Genomic DNA, 11,895 nt, shown 5'->3' on the forward strand with positions numbered 1-11,895 from the left:
ACGTCGCGAGCAACCCCTCCACCCCGCGAGCTGCGCTCGCGCGGTCCCCCTCCCCGACGCTTCGCGCCGGGGAGGAAAAAGCTTCCCTTTACGTCCGCGTAAAGTTTGCGCTATGCCTTTCGCATGGCGACCGCTGACGATCACCGCACCTACTCCATCCGCCAGCTGTGCCGCGAGTTCAGCGCGACGGCGCGCGCCCTGCGCTTCTACGAGGACAAGGGGCTGCTGAATCCGGCGCGCAAGGGTCAGACCCGGGTCTATGACGCCCGCGACCGCGCCCGCCTCAAGCTCATCCTGCGCGGCCGCCGCATCGGCTTCTCGTTGCAGGAAATCCAGTCGATGCTGGACCTGTACGACCGCAAGGACCACAACGCCCATCAGATGGCCGTGGCCCTGCGCCAGCACCGCGCGCAGATCGCGGCACTGAAGCAGCAGCTGGAAGACATCGAAGGCGCCATCGAGACGGCGGAAGAAGCCTGCCGCTGGATGGAGGAGAAGCTGGGCGAATACCGTCCGGACCTCCTGCCCGGCGCCGACGAATACGCGACCCTGATGAAGGCTCGCCTCAACACCGAACACCACCACCAGCCCTTCAAAGCGAGAGCCTGATCATGGCCTACAAGGCGCCTGTCCGCGACCTGACCTTCATCCTGTCCGAAGTGCTGGAGATCGATCGCTACACCAACCAGCCCGGCTTCCAGGACGTGTCCTCGGAGCTGGCCCAGCAGATCCTCGAGGAAGCCGGCAAGTTCGCCGACGAGGTCATCGCCCCGATCAACAATCCGGGCGACAAGGAAGGCTGCCACTGGGCCGAGGGCGGCGTGGTCACCACGCCCAAGGGCTGGAAGGAAGCATATCACCAGATGGTCGAGGCCGGCTGGCCCTCGCTGATGATGGACCCGGCCTACGGCGGTCAGGGCATGCCCTCGGTCATCGGCTCGGCCGTGGGCCAGTTCACCGCCGGCGCCTCGGCGGCCTTCTCGATGTATCCGGGCCTGACGGCCGGCGCCTGGGCGGGCATCCACGCCAACGCCTCGGAAGAGCTGAAGCAGAAATATCTGCCCAAGATGTCGACCGGCGAATGGACCGGCACCATGAACCTGACCGAGCCGCAGTGCGGCACCGATCTGGGCATGGTCCGCACCAAGGCCGTGCCGAACGGTGACGGCAGCTATTCGATCACCGGCCAGAAGATCTGGATTTCGGCGGGCGAGCACGACTTCGCCGACAACATCATCCACACCGTGCTGGCCCGCGTCGAGGGCGCGGTCCCGGGCATCAAGGGCCTGTCGCTGTTCCTGGTGCCGAAATTCCTCGTCAATGAGGACGGCTCGCTGGGTGAGCGCAACAGCCTCGAATGCGCCGGTCTCGAGCACAAGATGGGCATCCACGGCAATGCGACCGCCGTCATGCAGTACGACGGCGCCAAGGGCTGGCTGATCGGCGAGGAAGGCCGCGGCATGAACAACATGTTCGTGGTCATGAACGAGGCCCGGCTGGGCACCGGCCTGCAAGGTCTGGCCATCGGCAACGCCGCCTATCAGGCCGCCGTCGAGTTCGCCCGCGACCGTCTGCAAGGCCGTTCGCTGACCGGACCGAAGAACCCGGACGGCCCGGCCGATCCGATCATCGTCCACCCGGACGTGCGCCGCATGCTGCTGGAGGCCAAGGCCTTCGTCGAAGGCGGTCAGGCCTTCATCCTGTGGACCGCGCTGCACGCCGACCTCGAGAAGTCGGAAGACGAAGCCGTCGCCACCAAGGCCAAGGACTACATGGGCCTGCTCACCCCGGTGCTGAAAGCCTATCTGACCGACAAGGGCTTCCACGCCGCCTCGCTGGCCATGCAGGTTCACGGCGGCTCGGGCTACACGGAGCATTTCCCGGCCTCGCAGTACCTGCGTGATGCACGCATCACCATGATCTACGAGGGCACCAACGGCATCCAGGCGCTGGACCTGGTCGGCCGCAAGCTGCCCGCCCAGGGCGGCCGCGCCATCATGACCTGGTTCGGCGAGATCGACGCCTTCGTCGCCGAGCACAACGGCAACGAGTCGGTGAAGCCCTTCATCGACGGTCTGGCCGACGCCAAGAAGAAGCTGCAGGACGGCACGATGTGGCTGATGCAGAACGGCATGGCCAACCCGGACAACGCCGGCGCCGCCTCGACCGACTATCTGAACATCTTCGGCATCACCGCCCTGGCCTATGTCTGGGCCCAGATGGCCATCGCCGCGCAGAAGCAGATCGACGCCGGTTCGACCGATCCGTTCTACACTGGCAAGCTGCAGACCGGCCGCTACTTCGTGGAGCGCATCCTGCCGGACGCCGCCGCCCACCTGGTCAAGCTGAAGACCGGCGCGGACGTCCTGATGGACATGCCGGCGGACGCCTTCTGACGACGCCTTCGGGCGCCGACGACAAGACGATAGCAGGCCGTCGCCTTCGGGCGGCGGCTTGACTGCCGCGACGTGACGCAACCAGTCACACAGCAGTTCAACAGGAAACCCCGGGCCCGATCATGAACGTTCTCAACAGCCCTGACCCCGCCTTCATGCAGGACGAGGAGATCACCCTCTTCTCGGACAGCGTCGGCAAGTGGATCGACGAACACGCGCCGCTGGAGAAGGTCCAGCAATGGATCGCGGACTCGTCGGTGCCGCGCCAGCTGTGGAACGACGCCGGGGACGCGGGCCTGCTGGGTCTGTCGATGCCGGAAGAGGACGGCGGCTTCGGCGGCGACTATCGCCACGAGGTCGTGCTGATGCGCCAGCTGGGCTGGAAGGGCGCGGACCATTTCGGCATCTCGCTGCACAACGCGATCGTCATGCCCTACGTCTGGCACTACGGCACCGCCGAGCAGAAGGCGCGCTGGCTGCCGCGTCTGGTCTCCGGTGAACTGGTCGGCGCCATCGCCATGACCGAGCCGGGCGCCGGGTCCGACCTGCAAGGGGTCAAGACCACCGCGATCAAGCAGGGCGACCACTACGTCCTGAACGGCTCCAAGACCTTCATCACCAACGGCCAGCTGGCCAACTTCATCATCGTGGTCGCCAAGACCGACCCGGCCGAGGGCGCCAAGGGCACCAGCCTGATCGTTGTCGAGACCGACGGCGCCGAGGGCTTCGAGCGCGGCCGGAACCTGCACAAGATCGGCATGGAGGCCAACGACACCTCCGAGCTGTTCTTCAACGACGTGAAGGTTCCGCTGGAGAACGTCATCGGCGGAACCGAGGGGCAGGGCTTCATCCACCTGATGCAGCAACTGCCGCAGGAGCGCCTGAACATCGCGATCCAGGGCGTCGCCGCCGCCGAGCGCGGGCTGCAGGAGACGCTGGCCTACGTCAAGGAGCGCAAGGCCTTCGGCAAGCGCATCATCGACTTCCAGAACACGCAGTTCAAACTGGCGGAAGTGAAGACCAAGCTGACCGTCGCCAAGGTATTCGTCGATCACTGCATGGGCCTGCACCTCGAGGGCAAGCTGGACGCCGCGACGGCCTCGATGGCGAAATACTGGGTCACCGACATCCAGGGCGAGGTCATCGACGAGATGCTGCAGCTGCACGGCGGCTACGGCTACATGAACGAGTATCCGATCGCCCAGCTGTACAAGGACGCCCGCGTCCAGCGCATCTACGGCGGCACGAACGAGATCATGAAGCTGCTGATCGCTCGGACGCTGTAATTCTTGCCTCAATGTACGCAATCACGTACATTGAAATCATGAACGCGATCTCGATCACCGAACTGCGCAAGAACCTCGCGGCCGCCGTGGACCGCGTGACGCAGGACCACGACTACACGATCATCACCCGGGACGGCGGCAAACCCGCCGCTGTCCTGATGTCTCTCGAGGACTTCACGTCCTGGCAGGAGACCGAATACCTGCTCCGCAGCCCTGCCAATGCCGCGCGGCTGCTGGAGTCGATCGCTGAGCTGGACGCGGGCGGCGGGCAGGTTCGCGAGTTGATCGAGGAATGAAGCTGACCTTCCAGGCCCATGGCTGGGAGGATTACCTTCACTGGCAGGAGACCGACCGGAAGATGCTGCGCAAGCTCAACGGTCTGATCAAGGAATGCCTGCGCACGCCGTTCGAGGGGACTGGAAAGCCTGAACCGCTCAAGGGCGCGTTGGCCGGCTGGTGGTCACGACGCCTCGATCAGGAGTATCGTCTGGTCTATCGCGCGACCGATGAGGGCTTGCTCATCGCCCAGTGCCGGTACCATTACGACCGATGATCCGCCTCCACATCCCCCAGCCCCTGTCCGCCCGCGCTGCCCTCGCCCCGACGCTCGATCAGTCACGCTATCTCACGCAGGTGATGCGGCTGAAGGCGGGCGATGAGCTGCTGGTCTTCAACGGCAAGGACGGCGAGTGGCGCGTCAGCATCGCCGAGGTGCTGAAGAAGGGCGTGGTGCTGCGGGCAGAGGAGCAGGTGCGGGCGCAGATCACCCCGCCGGACGTGCATCTGGTGATCGCAACGGTGAAGAAGGCGGCGCTGGAGTTCGCGGTGGAGAAGGCGACCGAGCTGGGCGCGGCGCGCATCCGCCTGACCACCACCGCCCGGACCCAGCCGCAGCACCTGCGCCTCGACCGGCTGGACGCCATCGCCGAGGAGAGCGCCGAACAGACCGGACGGCTGGACGTGCCGCCGGTGGACAAGCCGCAGACGCTGGCCGCCCTGCTCGACGGCTGGGACGCGTCACGCCGGCTGATGTTCTGCGACGAGACCGGCGGCGCGCCGGCGATCCCTGCCCTTCAGGCCGTCGGGGCCGGACCATGGGCCATCCTGATCGGGCCAGAGGGCGGCTTCACGCCGGAGGAGCGGGATCGGCTGCGGGCCCTGCCCTTCACCACCGCCGTGTCGCTGGGCCCGCGCGTGCTTCGGGCCGACACCGCCGCGACCACCGCCCTGACCCTGTGGCAGGCGGCGATCGGCGACTGGGAGCGCTGACACGTCCGGAAATGACGCATCCGCGTGCCAGACTGCCCCTTGCCGGAATTGCACGGATTACACTGTTCACACCCTGTTTTTCACCTTGGTCGTCACGCCGGTCGCATTCTGGCCAAACACCAAATCCGCCGCCCCCTTGAGCAAACGCCAAGGTCGGCCCATCTAGCCGCGACACGAGGGGTTTGAGACATTCATGGCCGACGTTGAACCGCTGTCCCGGACCGATCTCATCGGGGCCATGTCGAAGGGCGCCAAGCCGCGCGCGGAATGGCGCATCGGCGCCGAGCACGAGAAGTTCGGCTTTGACCGTTCGACCCTGCGCCGCCCGACCTATGAAGGCCCCAATGGAATCAAGGCCATGCTGGACGGCCTGACCCGCTTCGGCTGGGACAAGGTCTATGAGGGCGACAACGTCATCGCGCTGGAACGCAAGAACAGCGAAGGCATGACCGCCTCCATCAGCCTGGAACCCGGCGGACAGTTTGAACTGTCCGGCGCCCCGCTGCGGGACGTGCACGACATCTGCAACGAGACCGGCCAGCACCTGATGGAGGTCAAATCGGTCGCCGACCAGCTGAACCTCGGCTTCCTGGGAACCGGCTTCGACCCGATGTGGACGCGTGAGGACGTGCCCGTCATGCCCAAGGGCCGCTACGGCATCATGCGAGCCTACATGCCGAAGAAGGGTTCGCTGGGTCTCGACATGATGCTGCGCACCTGCACCATCCAGTCGAACCTCGACTTCGAGAGCGAGGCGGACATGGTGGAGAAGTTCCGCGTGTCGCTGGCGCTGCAGCCGATCGCCACCGCCCTCTTCGCCAACAGCCCCTTCACCGACGGCAAGCCCAACGGCTTCCTGACCGCCCGCGCCAATGTCTGGACCGACACCGATCCGGACCGCACCGGCATGCTGGACTTCGTCTTCCAGGACGGTTTCGGCTTCGAGCGCTACGCCGACTATGCGCTGGACGTGCCGATGTATTTCGCCAAGCGCGGCGGCCGCTACATCGACCTGTCGGGCCGCTCGTTCCGCAAATTCATGGACGGCCGGCTGGATGATCTGCCGGGCGAACTGGCGACGATCAAGGACTGGAACGATCACCTGACGACCCTCTTCCCCGAGGTTCGGCTGAAGGCCTATCTGGAAATGCGCGGCGCCGACGGCGGGCCGTGGAGCCGCATCTGCGCCCTGCAAGCGTTGTGGGCGGGCGTTCTGTATGACGCCCCGTCGCAGGCCGCCGCCTGGGATCTGGTCAAGCACTGGGACATCGCCGACCACGAGCGCCTGCGCCGCGACGTGACCCGTCTGGGTCTGAGGGCCGAGGTCGGCGGACGCGCCGTCCGCGACATCGCCGTCGATCTGGTCGCCATCGCCAAACAGGGCCTGAAGAACCGCGCCCGTTTCAGCGGCGGCATGGTCGACGAGCGCGGCTACCTGTCGGAGCTGGAAGACATCGCCGACAGCGGCATCACCCCGGCCGAACGTCTGCTGGAGCTCTATAACGGCGACTGGCAGGGCGACCTGACCCGGCTATATCGCGACTTCGCCTACTGAGCATGCCGACCGAGAACGAGCGCAAATACGTCCTGACCGACCCGGAGGCCGTGCTTGCGCTCTGGCCTCGCGACGACTGGGATGACGTCCGTCAGGGCTACCTGCCGGGCGGTCCGCGCATCCGGCGCCGCGCGCGGGACGGGCGGACCACGCACAGCTTCACCTACAAGATCGACGCCGCCGGTCGGCTGGTCGAGATCGAGACGATTCTGGAGCCCCGCGACTTCGACGACCTGTGGCCGCTGACGACAAAGCGAATCCACAAGCTGCGCCGGGCGACGACCGACCGGCACGGGCTGGCGTGGGACATCGACCTGTTCCTGGACGAGGACGGCCGCTTCTACTTCGCCATGGCGGAGTGCGAGATGCCGGAGGCCATGGAGGCGCCGCCCGAGGTGCTGCCCGAGCTCCAGCCGCTGATCCGCTACATCGTCCCGCGCGAGCGCCAGACCGAGTTCCTCAACAGCCGACTGGGCGATCAGAACTATACGGCGAAGCTAAGCTTTTGATCGGTGCGACTTTCCGTCCGCGCCGACGCCATATCGGCAAGGTGACCTTAACGGTAACGGGGTTAGGCTCCCGACCATGCCGGTCCCGAGTCGAGCGCCACGATGAGTTGCCCCGAACTGAACTGCCTGACCGGCAGCGCCGCCAACGATGATGGACAGGGCGAGGTCTCGGCCTTCTTCGACGTCTCCCTCGACCTGCTGGTCATCCGCGACATCGACGGCAATGTGGTCCGGGTCAGCCCGTCATGGCAGACCACTCTCGGCTATACGCCTGAAGAGATGCGCGGCAGGCGGTTGCTGGACCTGGTTCACCCGGACGATCTGCCCGCGACCCGTGAGAGCGCCCTGGAGGTCGAGAACCGGCGGCAGGGCGACCCCGTCAACGGCCACATCAACCGCTATCGTCACAAGGACGGCCACTACCTCAACGTTGAGTGGCGGGCCCGTCGGTTCGGCGATCACATCTACGGCGTGGCCCGTGATGTGACCGAGCGCGTCGCGGCCGAGCAGGCCCTGATCGAAGCCAAGGCGGCGGCCGAGGCCGCGAATGTCGCCAAGTCCGACTTCCTGGCCAACATGAGTCACGAGATCCGCACGCCCCTGAACGGTGTCATCGGCATCGTGGACGCCCTGTCCCGCACGGGCCTGACGCCGGAGCAGACAGAAATGGTCGAACTCATCCGCGGCTCCGGTGCGACTTTGGAGCGACTGGTTTCCGACATTCTGGATGTGTCGAAGATCGAGGCCGGCCAGTTGAAGCTCGAGGCGCGCGCCTTTGATCTGGAGGAGGCGCTCGGGCCGATCTGCGTGGTCAAGGCCCGCGCCGAGGACAAGGGGCTGACGTTCACCCAGAACCGCAGCCCTGAGGCGCGCGGCGTGTTCATCGGCGACAGCACCCGCATTCGTCAGGTGCTGGGAAACCTGCTGTCCAATGCGATCAAGTTCACGGCCACAGGCGGGATAACAGTCGACGTCGCGGTCGAGCCGGACGGCGACAGTCACCGGCTCTCGATCGCCGTGGAAGACACCGGCATCGGTTTCGACGCGGACCACGCCGCGCGCCTGTTCGAGCGCTTCAATCAGGCGGACGGGACGATCACCCGTCGCTTCGGCGGCACCGGTCTGGGCCTGTCGATCTGCCGGTCGCTTGTGGAGATGATGGGCGGCGAGATCAGCGCCCGCTCAACGCCGGGTCAGGGCAGCCGCTTCCACTTCACCATCCCGCTGGGCCGGAGCGCCGAAGTGGTTGATGCCTGCGCCGCTCCGCTGCCGATGGTGGCGCGCGCCCTGCGGGTGCTGCTGGCTGAGGATCACCCGACCAACCAGCGCGTCGTGCAGTTGATCCTTCAAGGTCAGGGCGTGGAGGTGTCAATCGTCGAGGACGGCGCCGCCGCGCTCGCCGCTTTCGAGGCTGACGACTTCGACCTGATCCTGATGGATATGCAGATGCCGGTCATGGACGGGCTGAGCGCCACGCGGGCGATCCGCGCCGCCGAACGGGCCAAGCCGCAACGGCCGCGCATCCCCATCATCATGCTGAGCGCCAACGCGATGGCCGAGCACCGGGCCGACGGCGCCGCGGCGGGCGCGGACGGGCACATCGCCAAGCCCATCACCGCCGCCAGCCTGCTGGCGGGGATGCAGACCGTGCTGGACGCATAGGTCGGTGACGCGCGGCGCAATGCCGCCTAAAGGTGACACCTCAATTCGTCGGGGGGACGACTGTGGGCGCGTTTGAATTCTTCTTCAGCTTCTACGGCCTTGTGCTGGGCCTGTCGGTCGCGGTGCTGGCCACGGGCGCTGCGCGGGCGTTCAAGCATCGCAAGGCGGTCAGGGTCGGCTGGAAAACGCCGCTGCTGGCCATCTTCGCCGCCTTTGATATCGCCACCTTCTGGGACGCGGCCTGGACCAATCTGGGGCAGGCGCCCTACAGCTACGGCATGCTACTGGCCGGACTGGGGGTGGCCATCGTCTATTTCATCGCCGCAAGCCTGATCTTCCCCGAGCCGGAAGATGACGCGACCAGCCTCGACCAGCATTTTGAGACCAACAAGAAACCGGTCCTGCTGCTGCTCTCGCTGGCCAACATCCTGATGGTGGCCCTTTGCCTGGCGATGGTCGCGAACAAGCCCGGCTTCGCCCTCGCGGCCTGGATCTACGCCTTCAACTACATGCTCTATCTGGTGCTGGTGATCCCCGCGGCCTTCTCCCGACGCGCCTGGGTGTTCGCCACCACCATCGGCCTGCACATCGCCCTGTACATCGTCATCGCGGTGCTGAGCGCGATGAACCCCGGCGCGATGGTGCAACTCAATGCGCCGGAGGCGAAGACGGTCGCGACAACGTCGGACGCGGCCGATTGAGGCGTCCGGCTTCCGCTTGCCCGCTCCACTGTCGACGCCTACCTCAGGTCTGACAGGGAGGATCACATGACCGGAACCATTCGCGTCGGCATCGGCGGCTGGACCTTCGAGCCCTGGCGCGGGACCTTCTATCCGGACAAGCTGAGCCAGAAGAAGGAACTTGAGTACGCCTCCGGCAAGCTGACCTCGATCGAGATCAACGGGACCTACTATTCCGGCTTCAAGATCGACACCTGGATGAAGTGGCGCGACGAGACGCCGGATGACTTCGTCTTCGCGGTGAAGGCCAGCCGGTTCTGCACCAACCGCAAGGTGCTGTCGGAGGGCAATGAGAGCCTTGAGCGGTTCCTCGATCAGGGACTGACGGCGCTGGGCGACAAGCTGGGGCCGATCAACTGGCAGTTCATGGCGACCAAGAAGTTCGATCCGGTCGACTTCGAGGGCTTCCTGAAGCTGTTGCCGAAGGAGAAGGACGGGGTCCGCCTGCGCCACGCGCTGGAGGTCCGCAGCCCGACCTTTGATGTTCCGCAGTTCCATGATCTGGCCGCGAAATACGGCTGCGCCATCGTCTATGCCGAGGACGACGAGGCGCCGGAGTGGCCGAGGATCGACCAGCCGACCGCCGACTTTACCTATGCCCGGATGATGTCGAGCAAGCCGGACGAGCCGACCGGCATGACTTCCGCCGAGTTGGACGGCATCGCGAAACAGACGCAGGACTGGGCCAAGCGCGGCGATGTGTTCGCCTACTTCATCGCCGGGGCGAAGGTGCGCAATCCGGCGGCGGCGATGGCCCTGATCGAAAAGCTGAAAGCGTAACGCCACGGAACGGTGGCTTTGCGTGCAACGACACGCAGGTTAAAGCATAGAACAGCAGGCGGCCCGGCAGAGGTCGCCGCTTCAGGAAAACACAAGGAAGCGCCCATGGCTCGCGTCGCACTGGTGACGGGTGGAACCCGCGGTATCGGCAAGGCGATCGTTCAGCGCCTGAAGGAAGACGGATTGCTGGTCGCGGCCGGCTATTCCGGCAATACCGAAGCCGCCGAGGCGACTGCCCGCGAGCTGGGCGTGATGGTGGTGAAGGGGAACGTCGGCTCCTATGACGACTGCGCCCGCGCCGTCGCCGATGTCGAGGCTGAACTGGGGCCCATCGATGTGCTGGTGAACAACGCCGGCATCACCCGCGACGGCTTCTTCCACAAGATGAGCGCCGACCAGTGGTCGGACGTCATCCGCGTGAACATGGACAGCGTCTTCAACATGACGCGTCAGGTGATCAACGGCATGCGCGACCGCGGCCACGGCCGGATCATCAACATCTCCTCGATCAACGGGCAGAAGGGCCAGATCGGCCAGACCAACTATTCGGCCGCCAAGGCGGGCATGATCGGCTTCACCAAGGCGCTGGCGCTGGAGAACGCACGCAAGGGCGTGACGGTGAACTGCATCGCCCCCGGCTACATCGACACCGAGATGGTCGGCGCCATGGACGAGAAGGTGCTGGCCGGAATCGTGGCCCAGATCCCGGTAGGAAGGCTCGGAAAAGGCGAGGAAATCGCCGACATGGTCTCCTGGCTGGCCGGCGAGCGTGCCGGATATGTCACAGGCTGCACCCTGTCGTTGAACGGCGGTCAGTATCTGGTCGGCTGAGAGGCGCCTGCCCAAAATCCGCCGCGCGACGATTCCACCAAGTTGCCCATGAAGTTGACGGGGAAGGTCAGAACGGCGCGAATGCCGCTTCAGATCGCGATGGCTTTCGCCGTCGCGGTGACCGCCATGCTGTCGGCGCTTCCGACCGTTTGCAAAGCGCAGGAACGCGGCAACGCCCAGTCCGAGCAGAGCCAGTCCCTGAGGGCGCGCGGCAGCGGCAGCCACTCGCTACCGCCCGTCGGCCGTTACGTCTCGGAATCGGGCGAGGGGTTCACCCTTGACCGTTCCGGCCAGCGTCCGCTGCTGCGGTTCGACCGGCGCGACGAGACCTGGGTGCTGCGTCCCACCGTCGCGGTGCGCGGCGACGTCATCTATCGCAACGACGCCGGCCAGCAGGTCCTGCGCATGAGCCCCGGCGGCGGAGTGACGGTCTATACGTCCCGCGCGCCGGGCGGATCGCCCGCCTCGCTCGTCGGACCGGCCGAGAACCTTTCCCTGCCCCTGCTCGGGCCGGCGCAGCTTTGGCAACTTATGGCGCGGCGAAGCGCCATGATCAGCGAGGCCACGGGACGGCTGATCTCGATCAATCTTGATGGGGAACGCTCCGAGGCGCTCTGCGTCGAGGCTCTTATCGTGACCACCGACGCCGTCATCCGCATGGCCCGTTCGCCATCGACCCGGCCCCACCTCAGCCGCCTGCGCACCATCGTGATCACCGAAGGCCGCCGATCAAGCGTCACCTTCGCCGGAGGCGTGCTGACGGTCGAGCTCGACCCGGATCAGGGAATGGCCGGGCGCCCGTCGTCGGCCCGCGTGATGCACGCTCTGATGACCGCGCCTTCCAGGCCGCAATAGCCCCGCCGACGC

General features: G+C 66.0%; 13 protein-coding genes. All 13 read left to right on the forward strand.

Annotated elements, in window-relative coordinates; genetic code table 11:
• Positions 1–123 precede the first annotated feature (123 nt).
• The 13 genes from FKQ52_RS13745 to FKQ52_RS13805 all read left to right on the forward strand — a co-directional run bounded on the left by FKQ52_RS13745 (position 124) and on the right by FKQ52_RS13805 (position 11,883).
• Entirely contained in the window at positions 124–609 is a 486-nt protein-coding gene (locus tag FKQ52_RS13745) for a MerR family DNA-binding transcriptional regulator (protein ID WP_141627704.1), read from the forward strand.
• A 2-nt stretch (positions 610–611) separates the two neighbouring features.
• A complete protein-coding gene (locus FKQ52_RS13750) occupies positions 612–2,396 on the forward strand; it encodes an acyl-CoA dehydrogenase C-terminal domain-containing protein (RefSeq protein ID WP_141627705.1) in 1,785 nt (594 codons plus the stop codon).
• A gap of 122 nt (positions 2,397–2,518) precedes the next feature.
• Positions 2,519–3,682 (forward strand): acyl-CoA dehydrogenase family protein, encoded by a 1,164-nt coding sequence (locus FKQ52_RS13755; RefSeq protein ID WP_141627706.1) that lies wholly within the window; start codon positions 2,519–2,521, stop codon positions 3,680–3,682.
• A gap of 38 nt (positions 3,683–3,720) precedes the next feature.
• Positions 3,721–3,978: a type II toxin-antitoxin system Phd/YefM family antitoxin gene (locus FKQ52_RS13760; protein WP_141627707.1), complete on the forward strand. Its 258-nt coding sequence runs from the start codon at positions 3,721–3,723 to the stop codon at positions 3,976–3,978.
• Positions 3,975–4,235 carry a Txe/YoeB family addiction module toxin gene (locus FKQ52_RS13765; RefSeq protein ID WP_141627708.1) on the forward strand — a complete coding sequence of 87 codons (261 nt, stop codon included), beginning with the start codon at positions 3,975–3,977 and terminating at the stop codon, positions 4,233–4,235. The genes FKQ52_RS13760 and FKQ52_RS13765 overlap by 4 nt, the downstream gene beginning before the upstream one ends.
• The gene (locus FKQ52_RS13770; RefSeq protein ID WP_141627709.1) at positions 4,232–4,951 is read left to right on the forward strand and encodes a 16S rRNA (uracil(1498)-N(3))-methyltransferase; all 720 of its coding nucleotides are present in this window, start codon (positions 4,232–4,234) and stop codon (positions 4,949–4,951) included. The genes FKQ52_RS13765 and FKQ52_RS13770 overlap by 4 nt, the downstream gene beginning before the upstream one ends.
• Positions 4,952–5,144: 193 nt before the next feature.
• Positions 5,145–6,506, forward strand: a complete 1,362-nt coding sequence (locus FKQ52_RS13775) for a glutamate--cysteine ligase (RefSeq protein ID WP_141627710.1) — start codon at positions 5,145–5,147, stop codon at positions 6,504–6,506.
• A 2-nt stretch (positions 6,507–6,508) separates the two neighbouring features.
• Positions 6,509–7,015 (forward strand): hypothetical protein, encoded by a 507-nt coding sequence (locus tag FKQ52_RS13780; protein ID WP_141627711.1) that lies wholly within the window; start codon positions 6,509–6,511, stop codon positions 7,013–7,015.
• Positions 7,016–7,117: 102 nt separating this feature from the next.
• A complete protein-coding gene (locus FKQ52_RS13785; protein ID WP_141627712.1) occupies positions 7,118–8,677 on the forward strand; it encodes an ATP-binding protein in 1,560 nt (519 codons plus the stop codon).
• A 62-nt stretch (positions 8,678–8,739) separates the two neighbouring features.
• Complete coding sequence (locus tag FKQ52_RS13790; RefSeq protein WP_141627713.1) at positions 8,740–9,378, forward strand: hypothetical protein; 639 nt, start codon at positions 8,740–8,742, stop codon at positions 9,376–9,378.
• Positions 9,379–9,444: 66 nt separating this feature from the next.
• Positions 9,445–10,197, forward strand: coding sequence for a DUF72 domain-containing protein (locus FKQ52_RS13795; RefSeq protein ID WP_141627714.1), 753 nt, complete (start codon positions 9,445–9,447; stop codon positions 10,195–10,197).
• A 105-nt stretch (positions 10,198–10,302) separates the two neighbouring features.
• Entirely contained in the window at positions 10,303–11,028 is a 726-nt protein-coding gene (gene phbB, locus FKQ52_RS13800; RefSeq protein WP_141627715.1) for an acetoacetyl-CoA reductase, read from the forward strand.
• An 81-nt stretch (positions 11,029–11,109) separates the two neighbouring features.
• Positions 11,110–11,883 carry a DUF4908 domain-containing protein gene (locus FKQ52_RS13805; RefSeq protein ID WP_240811660.1) on the forward strand — a complete coding sequence of 258 codons (774 nt, stop codon included), beginning with the start codon at positions 11,110–11,112 and terminating at the stop codon, positions 11,881–11,883.
• Positions 11,884–11,895 lie beyond the last annotated feature (12 nt).

This window comes from Brevundimonas sp. M20, from assembly GCF_006547065.1.
GTDB lineage: Bacteria > Pseudomonadota > Alphaproteobacteria > Caulobacterales > Caulobacteraceae > Brevundimonas.